Source organism: Xanthomonas melonis (assembly GCF_020783655.1).
Lineage (GTDB): Bacteria > Pseudomonadota > Gammaproteobacteria > Xanthomonadales > Xanthomonadaceae > Xanthomonas > Xanthomonas melonis.
Window position 1 is genome coordinate 62,236 of record NZ_JAJGQH010000016.1, and the last position, 21,738, is coordinate 83,973.

Here is a 21,738-nt window from a genome sequence, read left to right on the forward strand (position 1 = left end):
CCTGAACACCCTTTGCTGCCCCTCGATCCTGCATGTCCATTGTCCTCACCTCCGCCCAGAACCGTTTCCTGCGCGGCCAGGCCCACGATCTCAAGGCGCTGCTGCAGACCGGCGGCAAGGGGGTCACGCCGGCGTTCCTGGCCGAACTCGAGGAAGTGCTCGAACGCCACGAACTGGTCAAGGTGAAGGTGACCTCCGAGGACCGTGAGACCCGCGATGCGTTGATCGCCGAACTGGTCGAGCAGACCGGCTGCGCCCTGGTGCAGCGGATCGGCCATGTCGCCATCCTGTACCGCCCGAGCAAGGAAAAGCGCCAGATCGTGCTGCCGCGCGGCTGACCCAACGAGTCCCTTCATGCCTTTGAGCCAGGAACATCCCGATTACGCGTACGCCTTGCGGGCGGCCGATGGCCATCATGCCAAGGTGAACGAGCAGATTCTGCAGCAGAGTTTCATCCTGACGCCGGACGAGCTGGTGGAGGGCTGGCCGGTGCAGGACCTGGCGCAGCTGCAGGCCGGGCACATGGACGCGGTGCTGGCGCTGGCCCCGGCGGTGATCCTGCTGGGCACCGGCGACCGCCAGCAGTTCCCCGATGCACAGGTACTGGCCGCCTGCCTGACCCGGGGCATCGGGCTGGAAGCGATGACCAACGCCGCTGCCGCACGCACCTTCAACGTGCTGGCGAGCGAAGGCCGGCGGGTGGCGTTGGCGATGATTTTGCCGGGACGGGATTAGGGAGTCGGGATTAGGGATTCGTAAGAGCGGGCTGCCGCAGCGTTTCCCGCTCAAGCGTGCAGCAAGGCCGACTGCCGATGACTCACGCTGATCGGCCGAACACCGCACGGAGCGCCAGACCCAGCGCTATTGCGAATCCCGAATCCCGAATCACTTCCTCGGCAAGTACAACAACGGATCCACCGGCTTGCCGTTGTAGCGGATCTCGAAGTGCAGCATGTCGCGGGCGGCGCCGCTGCGGCCCATCTCGGCGATCTGTTGACCGGCCTTGACGCTCTGGCCTTCGTTGAGCAGCCGCTTGCGGTTGTGTCCGTAGGCCGACAGCCACTGGTCGTTGTGCTTGATGATGATCAGTTCGCCATAGCCCACCAGCCCGGCACCCGAATACACCACCACGCCGTCGGCCGCCGCGCGAACCGCCTGCCCGCTGGCGCCGGCGATATCCACGCCCTGCTTGGTGGTCTCGCCGCTCACGAACGTCCCCACCACCACGCCATCGGCGGGCCAGCGCCATGCGAAGCCGCTGCTGACCGGGGCGGCCACCGGTGCGGCCGGACGCGCCGGCGCGGCGTTACCTGCCACCGGTGCGCTGGCGCCGGGCTTGCTCGCACTTCCTGGGTACAGCTTGAGCGTTTGGCCGGGATAGATCGTGTTCGGCGAGGACAGGCCGTTCCAGGCTGCCAGGTCCGCTGCGGTGATGTTGGTGCGGCGCGAGATCGCATACAGGGTATCGCCGCGCTGCACGGTCACCGTTGCACCGGGGCGCGGCACCGATGGCCGCGGCGCTGCGGCGGGTCGCGAAGACGCGGAACCGCCACCGGCGCCAGGCGAGCGCACCACCGTGGCACTGCTGCAGGCGGTCAGCCCAATGGCGACCATGAGCACGACTGCTGTCTTGCGTACCGAATTCATCTGCGCCCTGCTCATCCGTTCGTTGTCTTCCACAGCAACCAGGCCGCGCCTGCCGCCAATACCGCCATCGCCACCCAGCCCAGCGGCTCGATCCACTTGTGCAGGGCGGCCTCGGCACGCGCCCCGCCCAGGCGGATCGCACCGGCGACCAGATAGACGCGCTTGCCGCGCCCGACCAGCATGCTGGCGAGGAAGGGCAGCAACGGCACGCCGACCACGCCGGAGGCCCAGGTGAAGATCTTCAGTGGGATCGGCGTGAAGCCCACCAGCACCAATGCCCAGAATGCCTTCCACGGCGACTCCGCCACCAGCACGCGCAGGGTCTCGATCTGGGCCTGGATCTTCGCGCTCCAGCCCAGCCATTCGATCAGCGGCTGCAGGGCGGCGAAGGCGAAATGCCCCAGCAGATATCCGACCATTGCACCGCACAGCGAGCCGATCAGGCTCAAGGTCGCGAACCAGAGCGCGCGCTTGGGCGCGGCCAACGACATCGGCGCCAGCATCACTTCCGGCGGCACCGGAAAGATGAAGCCCTCCACGAAGCTGAGGCCGGTCAACAACGCAGGTGCGCGGCGGTGGCGCGACCAACGGATGGCCACGTCGTACAACGGCCCGAAAATCTTCATCGAGACACTCTCATGGGATCAATCCAGCATGCCCGACAACAGCGGGACGAACGTGACCGGCGCCAGAACCTGATGATCGATCGCACCGTCGGCGTCACGGGTGAGCTGCACCAGCGACTGCGAAGACGCGCCACCGACCGGTGCGACCAGGCGCCCGCCGGCTGCCAGCTGATCGACCAGCGCATCGACCAGCGCCGGCGCGGCCGCGGTGACCACGATGGCGTCGTAGGGGCCGTGTTCGGGCCAGCCGATGCGGCCGTCGTCGTGCTTGCTGCGCACGTTCATGCCCAGATGCCGAAAACGCTTGCGTGCCTGCCGCAGCAGGTCGCCGATGCGTTCGACGGTGTAGACCTCCAGCCCCAGCGCGGCCAGGATCGCGCCCTGGTAGCCGGAGCCGGTGCCCACCTCCAGCACCTTGGTCGGCGCCACCTGCAGCACCGCCTCGGTCATGCGCGCCACCACCCATGGCTGGGAGATGGTCTGGCCATGGCCGATCGGCAGTGCGGTGTCTTCGTAGGCGCGCGAAGCCAGCGCCTCGTCGATGAACAGATGCCGCGGCACGGTGCGCATCGCATTGAGCGTGGCTTCGTCCTGGATGCCGGCCTCGCGCAGACGTTCGACCAGGCGGTCGCGCACGCGTTGGGAGGTCATGCCGATCCCCACCGATTCCGGTTGCAGGCGCAGCCTCGGCGTCATGCCGGCCCGTCCAGCGCAGCGGTCAGCCCGCCCACCCAACCGGCCACCGTCTCCAGCGCCTGATAGCGGGTGAGATCGACATGGATCGGGGTGATCGAAATCCGCCCGGTGCGCACGGCATGAAAATCGGTACCGGGGCCGGCGTCCTGCTCGGGACCGGCCGGTCCGATCCAGTACACGGTGCGGCCGCGCGGGTCGCGCTGCGGCACACAGGGTTCGGAGCGGTGCCGGTTGCCCAGCCGGGTGACCTCGAAACCGAGCACATCCGACCAGGCCAGATCCGGCACGTTGACGTTGAGGATGGTGTCGGCAGGCAACGGGTCGGCCTTCAGCCGCGCCACGATTTCCACCGCCGCGCGTGCGGCGGTCTGGTAGTTGTGCGCCTCGTGGTGATGGGTGACCAGCGAGACCGCAACGGCGGGCAAGCCCAGGAAACGGCCTTCCATCGCAGCGGAGACGGTGCCCGAATAGATCACGTCGTCGCCCAGGTTGGCCGAGTTGTTGATGCCTGAGACCACGATGTCCGGGTCGTAGTCCAGCATGCCGGTGAGCGCCAGATGCACGCAGTCGGTAGGGGTACCAGCCACCGCGCAGGTCTGCGCGTCGATGCGGCGGGTGCGGATGGGCACGTCCAGCGTCAGCGAATTGCTGGCGCCGGAGCGATCGCGATCGGGCGCGACCACCATCACTTCGTGACCGGCATCGCGCAGCGCATCGGCCAGGATCTGGATGCCGGGGGCGTCGACACCATCGTCGTTGCTAACCAGTACGCGCATGGGACTCCTCGGAAAACCCGGCCATGATACCGGATGCGTCCACAGGCTTCGCGCTTGATCTTCGCGTGCGTCTGCGCTTGGACCGGTTACCCTGTCCGCATGTCGCATCCCGAACACGAAGACGACGGCGCGCTGTTTCGCGCAGCGATCGGTGCGGTCACGCCGCTGCGTGAGGTCGCGCCCCCGGCCAACGCCAAGCCGCGTCCGAAACCGCGCGCGCGCATGGCCGAACGCGACGACGCCGAAGCGCACACCGAATTCGCCCGCCTGTTACGCGACAGCGCCCCACTGGAGGCCGGCGATACCGCCAGCTATCGGCGCGAGAATCTGCCCCCACGGCTGTTTCAACGGCTCAAGCGCGGCCAGTTTTCGATCCAGGACGAACTGGACCTGCACGGTGCCACTGCGGCGCAGGCAGAAGCGCTGCTACGCCAGTTCCTGAGCGAGGCGCATGCGCACGAACATGGCTGCGTGCGCATCATCCACGGCAAGGGACTGCAATCGGACACCGGCGCTCCGGTGTTGAAGAACCTGATGGACCGCCTGCTGCGCCAGCGCAACGACGTGCTGGCGTTTCATTCCGCGCCGCCCACGCAAGGCGGGACCGGTGCGTTGCTGGTGCTGCTGGCGCCGCGCTGACACGCTGCAGTGGGTTGCCACGCGGCGCCATGGACGCGCACGAACAGGAGCGGTGCGGATGCCTTGAGCAGGGATTCGCCATTGCAGGGCGCTGTCGACGCAACCGGACCCCACACCAGGACAGCAGCATGCGGCACGGCGACCCGGGACGTACGCCGGTGCGGGACGGACAATCGCGCGACTGCAGCACCGCGTTCGCCGCCGGGAAGGCGGCAATCCGCATCGCTCCCGGATCGATCGCCAGCGCGCTGCGGCGATGACCGCACGTCACTCGGCAGGCGTCGCCCCGGATTGGGCGGCATCGGTGACCTCGCCCAGCTCCCACAACACGGCGGTCGCATAGCAGCCCGGCGGCAATGCGAATTCCACCCGCAGCGTGTGCGGGTCGTGCCAGGCATGGACGAGATTATGCGGACGCAGCCGCAAGGCACGGCGCTCCTGCTTCAGCCCAGCGGCCTCCAGCCCCTGCCGCAAGGCCTGCGATTGCGGATCCGATAGTGCGCCCTGCTCCAGCGCAGCTGCGTGGCCGGTCGGACGCGGCTCGCCAGCGCCCCACAGCGGGCCACTGGGATGGATGTCGAAACGCGCCAGGCGCTCGGCCAGCACCTCGCTCCACGACTCGGGACCGAACACGCTGCGCGAGCCATCCAGCATCCAGGCTTCGCCCTCCAGCGCGCTGTCCCAACTACCCTGCTGCACGCGCGCGGCCAGCACACGATTGAACAGCGCCGAACGCGCTGCCGACAGCAGGATCGAGCGCTGATCGTTGCGCAGGCGCCGCTTCGATGGCGGCACCTGCGCCAGCGTGCCGTCGGCCTGTTGCACATGGCCGAACATCGCCAGCGCCGCCGCCACGTTGCCGCCATCGCGTCCGAAGCGCTGCTCGCCGAACCAGTTGGGAATGCCGCGCGTGGCGATCGCATGCAGGCGCCGGTCGATCGCCTCGCGCTCGCCCTGCACATCGCGCAGCGTCAGCACGAACCGGTTGCCCAGCAACGCGCCGCGCTGCAGTTTGCGGTTGTGCCAGGTACTGTCGATCACCTGCAGTTGCGCATCGTCGAGCGTGGCCAGGTCCGGGGCGACGCGCTTGGGCAGATGCACGCTGAAACGTTGCGTGGTCACTGCATGGCGATCCTTCAGCCCGGCGTAGCTGACGCCCATGTCAGCGATGCCGGCCCAGCGCGCCAGCATCCTGGCGACATAGGCCGTGTTCTGACCACGCTTGCGGATGGTGAGCAGCAGATGCTCGCCTTCGCCGGAGGGCTCGAAGGCCGGCAACTCTTCGACCTGGAAGTCCTCCGGCGTGCAACGCATCGCCGCGCGTAGCACCGAATCGCCGTGCGCGCGTGAAAGAACCGGGGATTCGCTCATGGTGTCGCTTGCCTTCGCGCCGACGCATCGTGCGCTGTATGCCGACGCTACGGCGCCGAATGTGATGTCGCAGGATGCGATCTTGCAGGCGGACCGATCCGGCCCGAGGGTGGCGTTCTAGGCGGAAATCCTGCCCAGCAGCACCGCCGCCTGCGCGGCGATGCCTTCGCCACGCCCGGTGAACCCGAGTCTTTCGCTGGTGGTGGCCTTGACGCTGACCGCGTCGAGCTCGATCGCCAGCAGGCTGGCGATGCGTTCGCGCATCGCCAGCGCGTGCGGGCCGACCTTGGGCCGCTCGCAGATCACGGTGATGTCGGCATTGCCGACCCGCCAGCCGCGCTCGCGCAGCAATTGATCACAGTGCTGCAGGAATTGCGCGCTATCGGCGTCCTTCCAGCGTGCATCGCTGGGCGGGAAATGCTGGCCGATATCGCCCAGCGCCAGCGCACCGAGCATGGCATCGCACAGCGCGTGCAGCACCACGTCGCCGTCGCTGTGCGCGAGCACGCCATGGCTATGCGCCACGCGCACGCCGCCGAGCATCACATGATCGCCAGCACCGAACGCGTGCACGTCGTACCCCTGGCCGATGCGGAAATCGATGGACATGAATCAAACCTCTTCGGGACCGGGGACCCGGGACCCGGGACTGGGGGAAACCGAGGCCAGAACGGACGACTGGGGATGTGCGCTTTCCGGGTCCCGGGTCCCGGGTACCGGGCCCCGGCTGGCCAGTTCGAACTGGAAACGCGCCAGATCCGCCGGCGTGGTGACCTTGAAGTTGTCCTCGGCCCCTTCCACCAGCAAGGGGCGCAAGCCCATCCGCTCCATCGCCATCGCCTCGTCGGTCACCTCGACGCCGGCCGCCGATGCTTCGGTGAGGCCGCGGATCAGTTGATGCCGCCGGAACAGTTGCGGAGTGAGCGCGCGCCACAGGCGTTCGCGCGGTTCGGTACCGTCGATGCCGCCATCGTCGCCGGCACGCTTGAGCGTGTCGCGCACCGGCGCCGCCAGGATCGCGCCCACCGGATCGCCGCGACCGATCTCCAGCAGCCGATCCAGATCGACCAGCGCCAGGTTCGGGCGCGCGGCATCGTGCACCAGCACGAAATCGTCGGCGCGCACGCTGTCTGGCAAGGCCAGCAGGCCCGCAAGCACGGATGCGGCGCGCGTAGCGCCCCCCACGCACGTGAGTATCGGCTTGGACTGCACCGCGCTCCAGCCCGGCCAATCGGCATCGTCGGCAGCGATCGCCACCAGGATGCCGGCCACTGCCGGGTGCGCCGCAAGCGCCGCCAGGGTGTAGGCCATCAACGGCTGCCCGGCCGCATGCAGATACTGCTTGGGCGTGTGCCCGCCGAATCGCGTGCCACGGCCAGCGGCCGGCACGATCGCCCAGACCGAACCGGTCATGGATGATCCACGGGGTCGGTGGATGCGGGCGCTTGCGGCGCCGGTGCCGCAACCTCACTCGATCCAGGCGGCAGCGACGCATCCTCGACCACGCGGTAGAACGTTTCGCCCGGCTTGATCATGCCCAGCTCGCTGCGCGCGCGTTCCTCGATTGCCGCTTCGCCATCCTTCAAATCCTTCACCTCTGCGGCCAACGCCTGGTTACGCTGGCGCAGGCCCTCGTTGTCCTGTGTCTGATGCGCGACCTGGGCCTCCAGCATCATCACCTCGCCGGAATTCCCAGGCCCGAACCAGAAGCGGTACTGCAGCCAAGCCAGCAGCACCGCCAGCACCAGCAGTAGCCAGCGCCAGTTGCGCACGGCTTAGCGCTTGAGCGACACGAACGCGTCGCGGCCGGCGTAGCGCGCACCGGAACCCAACGCCTGTTCGATGCGCAGCAGCTGGTTGTACTTGGCCACGCGGTCGCTGCGGCACAGCGAGCCGGTCTTGATCTGCGTGGCGGTGGTGGCCACGGCGATGTCGGCAATGGTGGTGTCTTCGGTTTCGCCCGAACGGTGCGAGACGATGGAGGCGTAATTGGCTGCGTGCGCCATCGCGATGGCTTCCAGCGTTTCGGTCAGCGTGCCGATCTGGTTGACCTTGATCAGGATCGCGTTGGCGGTGCCCGAGTCGATGCCCTGCTTGAAGATCTTCGGGTTGGTGACGAAGAGGTCGTCGCCGACCAGCTGCACCTTCTTGCCGACGCGATCGGTCAGCAGCTTCCAGCCGGCCCAATCGTCCTCGGCCAGGCCGTCCTCGATGCTGATGATCGGGTACTGCGCCACCCAGTCGGCCAGGAAATCGACGAACTGCTCGCTGGTCAGGCGCTTGTTCTCACCGACCAGATTGTACTTGCCGTTGTCGTAGAACTCCGAGGAGGCCACGTCCAGGCCCAGCAGGATGTCTTCACCGGCGGTGTAGCCTGCCTTGCCGATCGCTTCGAGAATGGTGTCCAGCGCTTCGACATTGCTGCGGAAATCCGGCGCAAAGCCGCCTTCGTCGCCGACCGCGGTGCTCAGGCCGTGGCCCTTGAGCACCGACTTGAGCGAATGGAAGATCTCGGTGCCGGCGCGCAGCGCTTCGGAGAACGAGCCGCAGCCGACCGGCAGCACCATGAATTCCTGGAAGTCGACGTTGTTGTCGGCATGCGCACCGCCGTTGATGATGTTCATCATCGGCACCGGCAGCGCCACGTCCGACTCGGTGATGGTGGACAGGTACTGCCACAGCGGCTGCTTGCGCGAGGCCGCCACCGCATGCGCAGCGGCCAGCGAAACACCCAGCAGCGCATTGGCACCCAGGCGGCCCTTGTTCTCGGTGCCGTCCAGATCGATCAGGCGACGGTCCAGGCCCTGCTGATCGGCGGCGTCGAAGTTCTTCAGCGTCTCGGCGATGGTGCCGTTGACGTTGTCCACCGCGTGGCGCACGCCCTTGCCCAGGTAGCGGGTCTTGTCGCCGTCGCGCAGTTCCACCGCTTCCTTGGTGCCGGTCGAGGCGCCCGAGGGCACGGCCGCGCGGCCGAACGAGCCGTCTGCCAGCGTGACTTCCGCCTCCAGCGTGGGATTGCCGCGGGAGTCGAGGATTTCGCGGGCGAGGATCTTGGCGATAGTGGTCATAGGTCCGTTCGGTTACCAGTAAGGGGGGAAGTACACCGGAAACAAGCCGCCGGATTATCGCCGCACACTGCCCCATTGCCAAATCGCAGGGCCACGGCGTAAGCACCGGCGCTAGATGCGCAGGCCCAGCAGCGTCAGACCGAACAGCACGAGCACGCTCACCAGCAAGGCGAGCGCGATCGCTCCGGCCGCCGGCTGGCGCTGCCAGCGCAATGCGGCAGGACTGGCGATCAGACAACACAGCGTCGTCGTGGCGGCGACCGCCAGCACCAGCAGCCCCGCAGACCATGTGGATTGCAGCGCATGGCTGCCGTCGCCCGGCATGCCGATACTGGCGGTGAACACTACCGCCAGCAGTGCCGCGCAGACCCACGTCGCCAGCGACGACCCCAGCGCCATCCAACCCCAGGGCCAGTGATGCCAGTGGCGACGCACCGCCGCAGGCCTCATGCGAAGCGCGCGAACCCGTGTTTCTTGGTCACCGCATCCAGTTCCATCAACGTTTCCAGCAGCTCTTCCATGCGATCCAGCGGCCACGCATTGGGACCATCGGACAGGGCCTTGGAGGGATCGGGATGGGTTTCGGCGAACAAACCGGAGATACCGACCGCCACCGCTGCGCGCGCCAGTACCGGCACGAACTCACGCTGGCCGCCGGAGCTGCTGCCCTGCCCGCCCGGCAACTGCACCGAGTGGGTGGCATCGAACACCACCGGGCAGCCGGTATCGCGCATGACGCTCAGCGAGCGCATGTCGCTGACCAGGTTGTTGTAGCCGAACGAGGCACCACGTTCGCAGACCATGATCTGCTCGTTGCCGGTGGACTTGGCCTTGTCCACCACCGGCTTCATGTCCCACGGCGCCAGGAACTGGCCCTTCTTGATGTTGACCGGCTTGCCGGCGGCGCAGACGTTCTTGATGAAGTCGGTCTGGCGCACCAGAAAGGCCGGGGTCTGCAGCACGTCGACGACGGCGGCGACCTCGTTCATCGGCGTGTATTCATGCACGTCGGTGAGCACCGGCACGCCGATCTGCCGCTTCACCGCATCCAGCACCTTCAGGCCTTCTTCCAGGCCCGGACCGCGGAAACTGGTGCCGGAGGTGCGGTTGGCCTTGTCGAAGCTGGACTTGAAGATGAAGTTGATCCCCAGCCTGCCGGTGATTTCCTTGAGCTTGCCGGCGACATCGAGCTGCAGCTGCATCGACTCGATCACGCAGGGCCCGGCAATCAGGAACAGCGGCTGGTCGAGGCCGACGTCGAAGTCACACAGTTTCATCAGGTCACCTAATTGAGTAAGCCCCTCTCCCACCGGAAGAGGGGTTGGGGTGAGGGTAAGGTTTGCAAGCGCTTATAAGGCCAGATGGTTTGCCCTGGCTGGCGCGTGGCGACGCGTTCATCATGACTTCAATCTTTTCAATGTGTCGCGGCGCCCCTCATCCGCCCCTACGGGGCGCCTTCTCCCGGTGGGAGAAGGGAGTTAACCACGAGCGACGCGTTCGTCATGGCTGCCATCTTCCAATGTGTTGCGGCGCCCCCAAATCCGCCCATTCAGGGCACCTTTTTCCGACGGGAAAAGGAACTCACGCACGCGCTTCCTTGAGCAACTTGCCGCCTGCCTTCTTCTCGCGCGCAGCGCGCAAGAAGCCGATGAACAGCGGATGCCCGTCGCGCGGAGTGGACAGGAACTCCGGGTGCGCCTGGCAGGCCAGGAACCACGGATGCGCATCGCGCGGCAACTCCACCACTTCCACCAGCGTGTCGTCCATCGACTTGCCGGAAATCACCAGGCCGGCATCTTCCAGCTGGGTGCGGTAGCGGTTGTTGAACTCGTAGCGGTGACGGTGACGCTCGGCCACCACGTCCTTGCCGTAGACCTCGCGCGCCAGCGTGCCCGGCTTCAGCCGCTGCTCCTGCAGGCCCAGACGCATGGTGCCGCCCAGGTCGGACTTCTCGTCGCGTTTTTCGACTTCGCCGGTGGCGGTGCGCCACTCGGTGATCAGGCCGATCACCGGATGCGGCGACTGGCGGTCGTTCTCGGTGCTGTTGGCCGCGTCCAGCTCGGCCACGTGGCGCGCGTAGTCCACCACGGCGGCCTGCATGCCGTAGCAGATGCCGAAATACGGCACCTTGTGCTCACGCGCATATTTGGAGGTGAGCACCTTGCCTTCGAAGCCACGGTCGCCGAAGCCGCCCGGCACCAGAATGCCGTCGACATCCTGCAGGGCAGCCATGTCGCTGCCTTCCAGGTCCTGCGCTTCCAGCCACTTCAGGTTGACCTTGGTGCGCTGGCGCAGACCGCCATGACGCAGCGCTTCGGCCACCGACTTGTAGGCATCCTGGTGATCGACGTACTTGCCGACCACCGCGATGGTGACTTCGTCCAGCGGGTGCTTGACCGCGTCCACCACCGCCGCCCATTCGGACAGATCGGCCGCGGCGACCTTGTCGCGCAACTTGAACTGCTCGATGACCACCTCGTCCAGACCCTGGCGCAGCAGTTCCAGCGGCATGCCATAGAGCACGTCGATGTCCGGGCAGCTGATCACCGCGCGCTCGGAAACATTGGTGAACAGCGCGATCTTGCGCCGCTCCGAATCCGGCACGGCCTGTTCGGAACGGCACAGCAGCACGTCTGGCTGGATGCCGATCGAGCGCAGTTCCTTGACCGAATGTTGGGTCGGCTTGGTCTTCAGCTCACCGGCCGCGGCGATGTACGGCACCAGGGTGAGGTGCATGAACATCGCCTTCTCGGCGCCGCGCTCGGTACGCACCTGGCGAATGGCTTCCAGGAACGGCAACGATTCGATGTCGCCCACCGTGCCGCCGATCTCGATCAGCGCTACGTCGAAGCCGGCCGTGGCCTCATCGATGCAACGGCGGATCTCGTCGGTGATATGCGGGATCACCTGCACGGTGGCGCCCAGGTAGTCGCCACGACGCTCCTTGCGGATCACGTTCTCGTAGATCCGGCCGGTGGTGACCGAGTTCTTGCGCGATAGCCGCGTGCGCACGTAGCGCTCGTAGTGGCCAAGGTCCAGGTCGGTTTCGGCGCCGTCGTCAGTGACGTAGACCTCGCCATGCTGGAACGGGCTCATCGTGCCCGGGTCCACATTGATGTACGGGTCCAGCTTCATCATCGTGACCTTCAGGCCACGCGCTTCGAGAATGGACGCAAGCGAAGCAGCGGCGATGCCCTTGCCTAGCGAGGACACTACACCGCCTGTTACGAAAATCAGGGGAGTCATGGGGCTCAAGGCCTCCCGGAAAGCCATAGTTTAACGGGTGACGGGCGAATGCCCAAGGGCTGCGTGATGACGAGGTCATCCCGCGCGGCAAAAGTGGCTGCAACCATGCGCAAATGCAGACGCCCCGGCCTGAGCCGGGGCGTCCATGGTGCGAGGTGCCAGTGCGCGAGGATCAGCGCGCCGGCTTTTCCTCTTCTTCTTCCTCGCGCGGGGCGCTGTCGGCCTTGGGCTTCTGCGCGGCTGCGGCAGCGCGGCGTTCGGCCTTGCGCTCGGCTTCGGTCTTGGCCTTGGCATCGTCGGCCTTTTGCGCGGTGGCGCCCTGCCCGGACTGCTGCGGGGCGGCCTGGGCCAGCGCCGGCAATGCCGCCACGGCGGCCGCACCCAGGGTGAGCATCAGAATGTGTTTGAACTTCATGGTGTCCTCCGGTTCGGTCACATCCTCAGGTGGGGACGTTCGGTTCCGAAACCAACGCTAGGGTAGCCAGGCGCACCCAGCCCTGCACTGAACGCCTGCCGCGTGCAAAAAGTCGCCCCAGCCCGCACACTTGCGCGTCGTTTCACGTGCCAACGAGATGCATGAACACCCGTTATAACGCCGCCGATATTGAAGTGCTGTCGGGCCTGGACCCGGTCAAACGCCGCCCTGGCATGTACACCGACACCGCGCGCCCGAACCATCTGGCGCAGGAAGTGATCGACAACTCCGTCGACGAGGCGCTGGCTGGCCACGCCAGGCAAGTGGAAGTCACCTTATACAAGGATGGCAGCTGCGAGGTGTCCGACGACGGCCGCGGCATGCCGGTGGACATCCATCCGGAAGAGAAGATTCCAGGTGTGGAACTGATCCTGACCCGGCTGCATGCCGGCGGCAAATTCAGCAACCGCAACTACACCTTCTCCGGCGGCCTGCACGGCGTAGGCGTGAGCGTGGTCAACGCGCTCTCGACCAAGGTCGAGCTGTTCATCAAGCGCGAAGGCAGCGAGCACCGCATGGAGTTCCGCGACGGCAACGCCGCCTCCAAGCTGGAAGTGGTGGGCACGGTGGGCAAGAAGAACACCGGCACGCGGCTGCGCTTCTGGGCCGACCCAAAGTATTTCGACACGCCCAAGTTCAATGTGCGTGCATTGCGCCATCTGCTGCGCGCCAAGGCCGTGCTGTGCCCGGGGTTGACCGTCAAGCTGCACGACGAGGCCACCGGCGAACAGGACAGCTGGTATTTCGAGAACGGCCTGCGCGACTATCTCAAGGGCGAGATGGCCCAGCACGAGCTGCTGCCGGCCGAGCTGTTCGTCGGCGGCCTGAAGAAGGATACCGAGGTCGTCGACTGGGCCGCGGCCTGGGTACCGGAAGGCGAGCTGGTGCAGGAAAGCTACGTCAACCTGATCCCCACCGCGCAGCACGGCACCCACGTCAACGGCCTGCGTTCGGGCCTGACCGATGCGCTGCGCGAGTTCTGCGATTTCCGCAATCTGCTGCCGCGCGGGGTCAAGCTGGCGCCGGAAGACGTGTGGGACCGGGTCACCTTCGTGCTCAGTCTGAAGATGACCGACCCGCAATTCTCCGGGCAGACCAAGGAGCGGCTGTCCTCGCGCCAGGCCGCCGGCTTCATCGAAGGCGCCGCGCACGATGCCTTCAGCCTGTATCTCAACCAGAACGTGGAGATCGGCGAGAAGATCGCGCAGATCGCCATCGACCGCGCCAGCGCGCGGCTGAAGACCGAAAAGCAGATCGTCCGCAAGAAGGTCACCCAGGGCCCGGCCCTGCCCGGCAAGCTGGCCGACTGCATCAGCCAGGATCTGTCGCGCACCGAACTGTTCCTGGTGGAAGGCGATTCGGCCGGCGGCTCGGCCAAGCAGGCGCGCGACAAGGATTTCCAGGCGATCCTGCCGTTGCGCGGCAAGATCCTCAATACCTGGGAAGTGGCTTCCGGCAGCGTGCTGGCCTCCGAAGAAGTGCATAACCTGGCGATCGCGATCGGCTGCGACCCGGGCAAGGACGACATCACCGGTCTGCGCTACGGCAAGGTGGTGATCCTGGCCGACGCCGACTCCGATGGCCTGCATATCGCCACGCTGCTGACCGCGCTGTTCCTGCAGCATTTCCCCGCATTGGTCGCTGCCGGCCACGTGTTCGTGGCGATGCCGCCGCTGTTCCGCGTGGACGTGGGCAAGCAGGTGTTCTACGCGCTGGACGAAGAAGAAAAGACCACGCTGCTGGACAAGATCGCGCGCGAGAAGATGAAGGGCCAGATCAGCGTCACCCGGTTCAAGGGCCTGGGCGAGATGAATCCGCAGCAGCTACGCGAATCCACCATCCATCCGGATACGCGCCGGCTGGTGCAGCTGACCATCGACGACGGCGAGCAGACGCGTTCGCTGATGGACATGCTGCTGGCCAAGAAGCGCGCAAGCGACCGCAAACAGTGGCTGGAGACCAAGGGCGACCTGGCTTCGCTGGAAGTTTGAAAACCCGGACGCTTCGAAAGCCCCTCTCCCCTAGGGAGAGGGGTTGGGGTGAGGTTACGGGCGAAGCCTCGTGCAGTGAACATTGCGAGAGCTTCGCCTGCATCCTCATCCGCCCCTACGGGGCACCTTCTCCCGAGGGGAGAAGGAACCAAACTCGATTTTCCGGCGTAAGCTTCAAGATGCGAAAGCAACAGTTGTCCGGTGAATCACTCAAAGCCACCTGCCCACCGCACACGCACCGCACAAGCAAGCAAGCGCGCGACCCGCATCGGTCAGCGCGACATCCGTGCCTTCCTGCACATTCACCGGGCTCTGCAGAAGCCTAGCATCGGCACTCTCCTGTTCCGGCGTCGACGCTCATGCCCTTGTTTTTCCGTGCCAGCCTATTGGCCTGCCTCCTGCTAAGCGGCGCGGCGCTGGCAGCTGCATCAGACAAAGACGACCGTAAAAGCGACTCCAACGGCGATGCGAAACCCGATGCGGCCGCGGCCAGGCAGGCGCCGTTACCGGGCGATGTCAGCGTGCGTCAGAGCACGCGCGTTGCCGGCCGCTCGCTCAGTTACACCGCCACCGTCGGCACGCTGCCGGTGCGCGATGCGCAGGGCAAGACCACCGGCGAGGTGGTATTCACCGCCTATACCGTCGATGGCAAGGAGCGCCCGGTGACGTTCGCATTGAACGGCGGCCCGGGCGCGGCATCGGTGTATCTCAACCTGGGCGCGATCGGGCCGAAGGTGGTCAGCTTCGGCGCCGAAGGCGACAGTGCGTCGGCACCGGCCACCCTGCGCGACAATCCGGGCACCTGGCTGGACTTCACCGACCTGGTGTTCATCGACCCTGTGGGCACCGGCTTCAGCCGTTCGCTGATCGAAGACGACGAGGCCAAGAAGCAGTTCTATAACCCACAGGCGGACGTGGAGTATCTCTCGCGCGTGATCTACGACTGGCTGCTCAAGAACCGTCGGCTGCAGGCGCGCAAGTATCTGGTGGGCGAGAGCTACGGCGGCTTCCGCGGGCCGCGCATCACCCAGTTCCTGCAGACCCGGCTCGGAGTGGCGATGAATGGCGTGGTGCTGGTGTCGCCGTTTCTGAATCCGACCCTGGACGACAATGCCGATGTGTCGCCGCTGGCGTGGATGATGACGCTACCGTCGATCGCTGCCGCGCACCTGGAACGCCAGGGTCAGCTCAATGAACCGGCAATGCGCCAGGTCATCGACTACACGCGCGGCGACTATGCGGTGGCGCTGATGAAGGGCCGCTCCGATCCGAAGGCCCAGGAGGCCATGTTGCAGCAGGTCACCCGCATGACGGGGCTGGATCCGGCCTACGTGCGCCGCTCCGGCGGCCGGCTGGAGACCCAGGCCTACCTGCGAGAAGTGTTTCGCGACAAGGGTGAGCTGGGCAGCCGCTACGATTCCAACGTGACCGCGTTCGACCCGTTTCCCAACGATCCGGCGCAGCGCGCCAACGACCCGCTGCTGGACAGCATCATCGCGCCCACCACCACGGCGATGGTGGATTTCGTCACCCGGATCGTGGGCTGGAGGGTCGATGCCCGCTATCAGGCAATCAATTACGAGGTCAACACGGCCTGGGACTGGGGCGATGAACTGCGCAAGGGCGCGGTGACGCAGTTACACCAGTCGGTGGCGATCGACCCCAAGCTGCGCGTGCTGATCGCGCACGGCTGGAACGACCTCTCCTGCCCGTTCATGGGTTCGGTGCTCACGGTGGACCAGATGCCGGCGATGGGTGATCCCACCCGCGTGCAGGTGCGCGAGTATCCAGGCGGCCACATGTTCTACAACCGTGCCGACAGCCAGGCCGCGTTCCGCAACGACGTCAAGGCCATGTACGAAACGCGCTGAGCGCAGCCATCGCCGGCCTCCCGCAGCGGCTGGCGATGCATCACCCACCCCAACGGCGCGCAAGCACGCCGCGAACGCCACGCAGATGCGTGGCTGCCATCCATCTGGAAGTGGCAGGCATTATCGGAAGCAGATCAGCCGTGCAACTCAGGAGGTGCATCAGCTGTTGCGAATCCCGAATCCCGACTCCCGACTCACACCGCCCCAGGCTCGCTGGCCTTCACGTTCCAGCCCAGCCATTGGTAGAGCTCGTAGCGCGCGATGCCCAGGTATTCGTGCAGGGCCAGATCGGCCAGGGTGAAGTTGTAGCTCTGCGGCAGGACCGACCACGAGGCGGTCAGCCAGTCGGCGCGCACCGGGACGGCATCGATGCCGAAGTGGCGGAAATACAGTTCGGCACGGCGCAGATGCGTGGCCGAAGACACCAGCACGATGCGCTCGGGCCGATAGGCGCGCAGCAACGGCTGACTGAACTGCGCGTTCTGCCAAGTGTTCATGCTGGACGGCTCCATGATCAGATCCGCGCGCCCGATGCCCAGCCCGATCAGCACGCGCTGGTAGACCACCGCCTCGGACAGGCCCAGACCGCGCGCGTCGCCGCCGCTGATTTCGATCTTGCACTCGCCGCCGCTGCGACGGCACTGCTGGTACAGCCGTGCCGCCTCGACAATGCGGCCATAGGCGAACATGTTGGCCTCGGCCACTGCATCCCTGCCCTCCGGACGCACGGTGCCGGCGCCCAGCAAGACGATGACGTTGCGCGCGCCCCATCCATCGAAGTCGTTGTGCCCGGTGCGCTGCAGGTGCTGCAGCATCCACGACGGCAACGGCCCGCAGCCCACCGCCAGCACCAGCGCCAGGCTGATCGCACCCAGGGTGCGGGAAAATCGCCGTAGGCCGCGGCGGTCGATCAGCCAGGCGAACCCGAACAACACGCACACCAGTGCCAGCATCATCGAAGAAGAGTCTCGCTCAGGATGCGCCGACCGCCGCGCTGCATGCGAACGGCCAAACGCCAGTGGCATTGCATCGTGATCACGGTGCGTGACCGCACCGCGACACCGCTCATGTCCAGCCGAACAGTTCGAAGGCGCGCAGGATCAGATACGCCACGCCACCGGCAGCCGGAATGGTCAGGATCCACGCCCAGACGATGCGCTCGATCACTCCGATCCGCAGCGAGCGCGGATTCTTCGCAAAGCCCACGCCCATGATGGCGGTGGAGATGCTGTGGGTGGTGGAGACCGGCATACCGAAGTGCGCGGCCAGGGTCAGTACGGTGGCCGAACTGGTTTCAGCAGCGAAGCCGTGGATGGGATGCAGCTTGACCATCTTGTGACCGAGCGTCTTGATGATCTTCCAGCCGCCAGAGGCCGTACCGGCCGCCATCACCACCGCGCAGGTCAGCACGATCCACATCGGGATGCCGTCGCCGGCCGCCAGCCCGGTGCCCGGATGCAGGAAGGCCAGCCAGCCAGGCAGATCGTCCAGCGCGCCGGCCGACTGCGCGCCGATCAGGGTCATGGCGATGATGCCCATGGTCTTCTGCGCGTCGTTGTGCCCGTGCGCATAGCCCATGTACGCGGCCGAGGCGATCTGCGCCTTGCCGAAGAAGGCATTGACCCAACGCGGCCGCGCCAGCCGACCGATCCGGCCGCCGAGCCGCGACATGCCGGCGATGAGTGCCCACAGCAGCACCATCACCACGATGCCGAGCAGGAAACCGGCGATCGGCGAGGTGATCATCGGCACGAATACCTTCCACAACAGGCCCTTGTTCTTGGCCCAGTTGCCGATGTTCTCCGACCAGATCAAGGCGTCCCAGTTGTTGTGCGCGGCAGCCAGGCCGGCGCCGCACAGCCCGCCGATCAACGCATGCGACGAGGAGGACGGCAGGCCCTTCCACCAGGTGATCAGGTTCCAGATGATGCCGCCCAGCAAGGCGCACAGGATCACCTGCGGGGTGACATCCACCACGTCGGTATTGAGCAGACCCGAGGCGATGGTCAGCGCCACCGCCGTGCCGGTGAGTGCGCCGATCAGGTTCATGCCGGCGGCCAGCATCACCGCCCAACCCGGTGAGAGCACCTTGGTGGCGACGACGGTGGCGATGGAGTTGGCGGTGTCGTGGAAGCCGTTGATGAACTCGAACACCAACGCAGCCAGGATCACCACCAGAACAAGGGTAAGCACGCGGCGGCCTCAGCTGTTCTTCAACACGATCTGGTACACCACCACGCCCGCCTCGCGGCAGCGGTCAATGGCTTTTTCCAGGATCTCGAAGAACTCCTTGAGCAGAAACATCTGCAGCGTATCCAGGCGGCCGGAATAGATATCGCGGTACAGTTCCAGCATCAGCCGGTCGGCTTCGTTCTCGAGCATGCGCAGCTTGTCGTTGAGCGCGGTCATGCGATCGATGTTCATGCGCGGCAGCTCGTCGACCATTTCCACCACCACGGCCGCGGCCTGTTCCAGCATCGCCGCGCGCGGGGCGAAGTCGATGTGTTCCAGGTGCTTGGTCGCCAGCGAATAGCGATCGGCGAATTTCTCCACCTGCTTGGGAATCTTGTACAGCGCCGAGCCCAGCGCCTCGATGTCTTCGCGCTCGATCGGGGTCATGAAGCTGTCCACCAGTGCCTGGCCGATCTTGTCGGAGGCGGCGCGTTCGCGCAGGCGGGCGAGCTTGAAGGCGTCCAGCGCGGGCTGCCGATCGGACTCGCGCATCATGGCGTGCAAGGCCTTGGTGCTGTCGTAGGCGGCCTGCGCCGCTTCGTTCAGGAGCGAATAGAACTGCTTGCCGGAACCGAAGATGGTCTGCAACGAGAACATGGGTGAAGAACTTCCTGCCGTCGAGGGAGAGACGGCACCAGGGGCGAATTATGACCGCTCCATGACCTGTCTGGGTATATGGACGCTGCCGGGGCCTTCACATCGGCATTTCCCGGCTCGAACCACCCTGTGGTTTGCTACCATGCCCCCGCGCCTTCGGGCGCACCCTATGGAAGACGACCCTATCTCCCCCGCCTGCCGTCCCGCCTCTGCGCGCGTCGGCCATCGCTGCGCAACCCCGCCCTCCCCTTCACTGACCGGGGAAGACGCCCGTGGTTGAGTTTCTGATCGTCATTGCCCTGATCGTATTGAACGGCTTCTTCGCGATGTCGGAGATGTCGTTGATGACCTCGCGCAAGAGCCGCTTGAAGCAGATGGCTGGCTCCAGCAAGCGCGCGGCCCGGGCGCTGGCCCTGGCCGAGAGTCCCGAGAACTTCCTGTCCACGGTCCAGATCGGTATTACCCTGATCGGCATCCTGACCGGCGTGTTCGGCGGCGAGGCGATCGGCGAGGCGATCAGCAACTGGCTGCAGCAGCTGTTTCCGGCACTCTCGGCCTCGTTCGAACTGGTCGGAACGCCCCGGCCCTATTCGGTGGTGATCGGCAATACCCTCGCAGTGGCACTGATCACCTTCCTGACGCTGATTTTCGGCGAACTGGTACCGAAGCGGCTGGCCTTGCGCAACTCCGAGCACATCGCCGGCTTCGTCGCCGTGCCGATGACCTGGCTGGCGAAGATCGCCGCGCCCGGCGTGTGGGTACTGGCGCGCTCCACCCGCCTGGTCCTGCGCGTGCTGGGCATGGGCAAGGACGAATCGGCATCGGTGACCGAAGAGGAGATCCGCATGCTGGTGGCCGAGAGCCACGAGGCCGGGGTGATCGATGCGCACGAACGCGACATGATGAACCGGGTGATGCGGCTGGGCGACCGCACCGCCGACAGCCTGATGACGCCGCGCAATCGCATCGCCTGGCTGGACGCCAATGCCGAGCCGGAACGCAATCTGGCGATCATGCGCGAGCACGAATTCTCGCGGTACCCGGTGTACCGCGGCAGCGACCAGGACATCGCCGGCGTGCTGGAGGTCAAATCGCTGGTCACCCGCATGGATGGGCACGGCGCGCAGCTGTTCCAGGCCCTGCGCGACACGGTGTTCGTGTCCGAATCCACCCATGCGATGAAGCTGCTGGAGATCTTCCGCGAAGAACAGCAGTCGATGGCGCTGGTGGTGGACGAGTACGGCGAGATCCGCGGGCTGGTGACCATCAGTGACCTGATGGGCGCGGTGGTGGGCCGCCTGCAGGCAGTGGAAAACACCGACGAAGATGCGCTGGTGGTGACGCGCGCCGATGGTTCGTTGCTGATCGACGGTTCGCTGCCGGTGGAAGAACTGCGCGAAGTGCTGGGCGCCGAATTGCCGGATGCCGACGAAGGCGATTACCACACCCTGGCCGGGCTGTGCATCTACTATTTCGGGCGGATTCCGCAGGCTGGCGAATTCTTCGACTGGGCCGGCTGGCGCATCGAGATCGTGGACCTGGACGGCGCGCGCGTGGACAAGCTGTTGCTGCGCCGGGTCGGCGACGAGGACAGCGATGACACCGTCGGCTGAGGGCGGGCCACCACCCGGCGAGGCGGACGAGGAGCGGATGCGCTATCGCAACGAAGGCATCCGCAGCCTGCTGGCGGCCTTCAGCGATGGCGACCCGGAGCAGGTGCTGCGTGTGCGCGATATCCTGGCCGACCTGCAGCAGAGCGCGTTCGGGGTCTTTCTATTCCTGGCGATCCTGCCTTCGTTCATTCCGATTCCGGGCGTGGCCGGCGGCATCAGTGGTCCGCTAACGGTGCTGATCGGGCTGCAGATGATGTGCTGCCTGCGCAAGCCGTGGGTACCGGCCTTCATCGGCGAGCGCGGGCCACGGCGGCGCACCAGCCAGCGCTTCGTCGCCAAGCTTGGGCCGACCCTGCGGCGACTGGATCGACTGCTCAAGCCACGTCTGCATGTGCTGCTGGATCGCCTTCCGGCACAGGTGTTCACCGGCGTGTTGCTGGTGCTGGTCGGAATCCTGCTGACGCTGCCGATCCCGTTCACCAACTACATTTTCGGGCTGATCCTGCTGCTGTTTGCGTTGGCCTTGCTGGAACGCGATGGTGCGCTATTGCTGGCAGGCTGGGCGGCCGCGCTGATCTCGGTGGCCGTGTTCGGCGTCACTTCGGATCAGTTGGTGGACCTGATTCGCGGCTGGTGGCCGGCGGCTTGGCGGTAGGGCCGAAGGGCGCGTGGTTGTAGCGTCCTTGCCTGCGCGCCTCTCGGCGCCGCGCGGGTTTAGGTTACCTGGTCCTGAGCTGTATGCGGGGGATAGTAGTGGCGCGTCGTTGCAACAGGTCTAGCTCGCATTGAAGCAATGCAATTCGCGGTTTGTGGCAGCTCCGTACCCTCACCCCAGCCCCTCTCCCGCTGGGAGAGGGGCTAGGTGGCGAAGGTGATGGGCCAATCCCGCA

General features: G+C 66.1%; 23 protein-coding genes. 7 read left to right on the forward strand and 16 right to left on the reverse strand.

Features of this window, described 5'->3' with window-relative positions; genetic code table 11:
- Window positions 1-32 precede the first annotated feature (32 nt).
- Both yhbY and LL964_RS16215 read left to right on the forward strand, forming a co-directional pair.
- Window positions 33-338 carry a ribosome assembly RNA-binding protein YhbY gene (gene yhbY, locus LL964_RS16210; RefSeq protein ID WP_104588313.1) on the forward strand — a complete coding sequence of 102 codons (306 nt, stop codon included), beginning with the start codon at window positions 33-35 and terminating at the stop codon, window positions 336-338.
- 16 nt (window positions 339-354) lie between these two features.
- Entirely contained in the window at window positions 355-735 is a 381-nt protein-coding gene (locus tag LL964_RS16215) for an Mth938-like domain-containing protein (protein ID WP_104588312.1), read from the forward strand.
- Between the two features lie 150 nt (window positions 736-885).
- Here LL964_RS16215 and LL964_RS16220 read toward each other — a convergent pair whose 3' ends face one another.
- The 4 genes from LL964_RS16220 to surE are packed head-to-tail and all read right to left on the reverse strand — an operon-like array spanning window position 886 to window position 3,745.
- The gene (locus LL964_RS16220; RefSeq protein ID WP_167395398.1) at window positions 886-1,662 is read right to left on the reverse strand and encodes a peptidoglycan DD-metalloendopeptidase family protein; all 777 of its coding nucleotides are present in this window, start codon (window positions 1,660-1,662) and stop codon (window positions 886-888) included.
- On the reverse strand, window positions 1,659-2,273 hold the full coding sequence (locus tag LL964_RS16225) for a YqaA family protein (RefSeq protein WP_104588310.1): 615 nt from the start codon (window positions 2,271-2,273) through the stop codon (window positions 1,659-1,661). Before LL964_RS16225 ends, LL964_RS16220 begins: the two co-directional genes overlap by 4 nt.
- A gap of 18 nt (window positions 2,274-2,291) precedes the next feature.
- On the reverse strand, window positions 2,292-2,969 hold the full coding sequence (locus LL964_RS16230; RefSeq protein ID WP_104588309.1) for a protein-L-isoaspartate(D-aspartate) O-methyltransferase: 678 nt from the start codon (window positions 2,967-2,969) through the stop codon (window positions 2,292-2,294).
- Entirely contained in the window at window positions 2,966-3,745 is a 780-nt protein-coding gene (gene surE / locus LL964_RS16235) for a 5'/3'-nucleotidase SurE (RefSeq protein WP_104588308.1), read from the reverse strand. Before surE ends, LL964_RS16230 begins: the two co-directional genes overlap by 4 nt.
- A gap of 99 nt (window positions 3,746-3,844) precedes the next feature.
- Between surE and LL964_RS16240 the strand changes: the two genes are divergently transcribed.
- On the forward strand, window positions 3,845-4,384 hold the full coding sequence (locus tag LL964_RS16240; RefSeq protein ID WP_104588307.1) for a Smr/MutS family protein: 540 nt from the start codon (window positions 3,845-3,847) through the stop codon (window positions 4,382-4,384).
- A 267-nt stretch (window positions 4,385-4,651) separates the two neighbouring features.
- Here the strand turns inward: LL964_RS16240 and truD are convergent, their stop codons facing one another.
- The 9 genes from truD to LL964_RS16285 all read right to left on the reverse strand — a co-directional run bounded on the left by truD (window position 4,652) and on the right by LL964_RS16285 (window position 12,484).
- The gene (gene truD, locus LL964_RS16245) at window positions 4,652-5,755 is read right to left on the reverse strand and encodes a tRNA pseudouridine(13) synthase TruD (protein WP_104588306.1); all 1,104 of its coding nucleotides are present in this window, start codon (window positions 5,753-5,755) and stop codon (window positions 4,652-4,654) included.
- A gap of 117 nt (window positions 5,756-5,872) precedes the next feature.
- Window positions 5,873-6,364 carry a 2-C-methyl-D-erythritol 2,4-cyclodiphosphate synthase gene (ispF, locus tag LL964_RS16250; protein WP_104588305.1) on the reverse strand — a complete coding sequence of 164 codons (492 nt, stop codon included), beginning with the start codon at window positions 6,362-6,364 and terminating at the stop codon, window positions 5,873-5,875.
- Window positions 6,365-6,367: 3 nt separating this feature from the next.
- Window positions 6,368-7,168: a 2-C-methyl-D-erythritol 4-phosphate cytidylyltransferase gene (gene ispD, locus LL964_RS16255; RefSeq protein ID WP_104588304.1), complete on the reverse strand. Its 801-nt coding sequence runs from the start codon at window positions 7,166-7,168 to the stop codon at window positions 6,368-6,370.
- Window positions 7,165-7,527 (reverse strand): cell division protein FtsB, encoded by a 363-nt coding sequence (ftsB, locus tag LL964_RS16260; RefSeq protein ID WP_104588303.1) that lies wholly within the window; start codon window positions 7,525-7,527, stop codon window positions 7,165-7,167. Before ftsB ends, ispD begins: the two co-directional genes overlap by 4 nt.
- A gap of 3 nt (window positions 7,528-7,530) precedes the next feature.
- A complete protein-coding gene (eno, locus tag LL964_RS16265) occupies window positions 7,531-8,823 on the reverse strand; it encodes a phosphopyruvate hydratase (protein ID WP_104588302.1) in 1,293 nt (430 codons plus the stop codon).
- Between the two features lie 111 nt (window positions 8,824-8,934).
- Complete coding sequence (locus LL964_RS16270; protein WP_323132952.1) at window positions 8,935-9,222, reverse strand: hypothetical protein; 288 nt, start codon at window positions 9,220-9,222, stop codon at window positions 8,935-8,937.
- 47 nt (window positions 9,223-9,269) lie between these two features.
- Window positions 9,270-10,100: a 3-deoxy-8-phosphooctulonate synthase gene (kdsA, locus tag LL964_RS16275; RefSeq protein WP_104588300.1), complete on the reverse strand. Its 831-nt coding sequence runs from the start codon at window positions 10,098-10,100 to the stop codon at window positions 9,270-9,272.
- 304 nt (window positions 10,101-10,404) lie between these two features.
- Window positions 10,405-12,069 (reverse strand): CTP synthase, encoded by a 1,665-nt coding sequence (gene pyrG / locus LL964_RS16280; RefSeq protein WP_104588299.1) that lies wholly within the window; start codon window positions 12,067-12,069, stop codon window positions 10,405-10,407.
- 172 nt (window positions 12,070-12,241) lie between these two features.
- A complete protein-coding gene (locus LL964_RS16285; RefSeq protein ID WP_104588361.1) occupies window positions 12,242-12,484 on the reverse strand; it encodes a hypothetical protein in 243 nt (80 codons plus the stop codon).
- 161 nt (window positions 12,485-12,645) lie between these two features.
- Between LL964_RS16285 and parE the strand changes: the two genes are divergently transcribed.
- Window positions 12,646-14,535, forward strand: coding sequence for a DNA topoisomerase IV subunit B (gene parE / locus LL964_RS16290; protein ID WP_104588298.1), 1,890 nt, complete (start codon window positions 12,646-12,648; stop codon window positions 14,533-14,535).
- 359 nt (window positions 14,536-14,894) lie between these two features.
- Window positions 14,895-16,406: a S10 family peptidase gene (locus LL964_RS16295; protein ID WP_104588297.1), complete on the forward strand. Its 1,512-nt coding sequence runs from the start codon at window positions 14,895-14,897 to the stop codon at window positions 16,404-16,406.
- 194 nt (window positions 16,407-16,600) lie between these two features.
- On the opposite strand, the gene LL964_RS16300 is transcribed toward LL964_RS16295, so the two are convergent.
- From LL964_RS16300 to LL964_RS16310, 3 genes are all read right to left on the reverse strand, one after another.
- Window positions 16,601-17,362 carry a YdcF family protein gene (locus LL964_RS16300; RefSeq protein ID WP_104588296.1) on the reverse strand — a complete coding sequence of 254 codons (762 nt, stop codon included), beginning with the start codon at window positions 17,360-17,362 and terminating at the stop codon, window positions 16,601-16,603.
- A 109-nt stretch (window positions 17,363-17,471) separates the two neighbouring features.
- Window positions 17,472-18,599 carry an inorganic phosphate transporter gene (locus LL964_RS16305; RefSeq protein ID WP_104588295.1) on the reverse strand — a complete coding sequence of 376 codons (1,128 nt, stop codon included), beginning with the start codon at window positions 18,597-18,599 and terminating at the stop codon, window positions 17,472-17,474.
- A gap of 9 nt (window positions 18,600-18,608) precedes the next feature.
- A complete protein-coding gene (locus LL964_RS16310) occupies window positions 18,609-19,235 on the reverse strand; it encodes a DUF47 domain-containing protein (protein ID WP_104588294.1) in 627 nt (208 codons plus the stop codon).
- Window positions 19,236-19,507: 272 nt separating this feature from the next.
- Here LL964_RS16310 and LL964_RS16315 point away from each other — a divergent pair, with 272 nt between their 5' ends.
- The gene (locus LL964_RS16315; RefSeq protein ID WP_104588293.1) at window positions 19,508-20,848 is read left to right on the forward strand and encodes a hemolysin family protein; all 1,341 of its coding nucleotides are present in this window, start codon (window positions 19,508-19,510) and stop codon (window positions 20,846-20,848) included.
- Window positions 20,832-21,503, forward strand: a complete 672-nt coding sequence (locus LL964_RS16320) for an exopolysaccharide biosynthesis protein (RefSeq protein WP_167395397.1) — start codon at window positions 20,832-20,834, stop codon at window positions 21,501-21,503. The genes LL964_RS16315 and LL964_RS16320 overlap by 17 nt, the downstream gene beginning before the upstream one ends.
- Window positions 21,504-21,738 lie beyond the last annotated feature (235 nt).

Coding starts and splice junctions, on each gene's coding strand:
- eno (WP_104588302.1), bottom strand. CDS start 8,823: ATGACCACTATCGCCAAGATCCTCGCCCGCGAAATCCTCGACTCCCGC.
- LL964_RS16270 (WP_323132952.1), bottom strand. CDS start 9,222: ATGGCGCTGGGGTCGTCGCTGGCGACGTGGGTCTGCGCGGCACTGCTG.
- LL964_RS16295 (WP_104588297.1), top strand. CDS start 14,895: ATGCCCTTGTTTTTCCGTGCCAGCCTATTGGCCTGCCTCCTGCTAAGC.
- LL964_RS16225 (WP_104588310.1), bottom strand. CDS start 2,273: ATGAAGATTTTCGGGCCGTTGTACGACGTGGCCATCCGTTGGTCGCGC.
- LL964_RS16240 (WP_104588307.1), top strand. CDS start 3,845: ATGTCGCATCCCGAACACGAAGACGACGGCGCGCTGTTTCGCGCAGCG.
- ispF (WP_104588305.1), bottom strand. CDS start 6,364: ATGTCCATCGATTTCCGCATCGGCCAGGGGTACGACGTGCACGCGTTC.
- ispD (WP_104588304.1), bottom strand. CDS start 7,168: ATGACCGGTTCGGTCTGGGCGATCGTGCCGGCCGCTGGCCGTGGCACG.
- parE (WP_104588298.1), top strand. CDS start 12,646: ATGAACACCCGTTATAACGCCGCCGATATTGAAGTGCTGTCGGGCCTG.
- LL964_RS16300 (WP_104588296.1), bottom strand. CDS start 17,362: ATGATGCTGGCACTGGTGTGCGTGTTGTTCGGGTTCGCCTGGCTGATC.
- LL964_RS16215 (WP_104588312.1), top strand. CDS start 355: ATGCCTTTGAGCCAGGAACATCCCGATTACGCGTACGCCTTGCGGGCG.
- surE (WP_104588308.1), bottom strand. CDS start 3,745: ATGCGCGTACTGGTTAGCAACGACGATGGTGTCGACGCCCCCGGCATC.
- pyrG (WP_104588299.1), bottom strand. CDS start 12,069: ATGACTCCCCTGATTTTCGTAACAGGCGGTGTAGTGTCCTCGCTAGGC.
- LL964_RS16220 (WP_167395398.1), bottom strand. CDS start 1,662: ATGAGCAGGGCGCAGATGAATTCGGTACGCAAGACAGCAGTCGTGCTC.
- yhbY (WP_104588313.1), top strand. CDS start 33: ATGTCCATTGTCCTCACCTCCGCCCAGAACCGTTTCCTGCGCGGCCAG.
- LL964_RS16230 (WP_104588309.1), bottom strand. CDS start 2,969: ATGACGCCGAGGCTGCGCCTGCAACCGGAATCGGTGGGGATCGGCATG.
- truD (WP_104588306.1), bottom strand. CDS start 5,755: ATGAGCGAATCCCCGGTTCTTTCACGCGCGCACGGCGATTCGGTGCTA.
- LL964_RS16310 (WP_104588294.1), bottom strand. CDS start 19,235: ATGTTCTCGTTGCAGACCATCTTCGGTTCCGGCAAGCAGTTCTATTCG.
- kdsA (WP_104588300.1), bottom strand. CDS start 10,100: ATGAAACTGTGTGACTTCGACGTCGGCCTCGACCAGCCGCTGTTCCTG.
- LL964_RS16285 (WP_104588361.1), bottom strand. CDS start 12,484: ATGAAGTTCAAACACATTCTGATGCTCACCCTGGGTGCGGCCGCCGTG.
- LL964_RS16320 (WP_167395397.1), top strand. CDS start 20,832: ATGACACCGTCGGCTGAGGGCGGGCCACCACCCGGCGAGGCGGACGAG.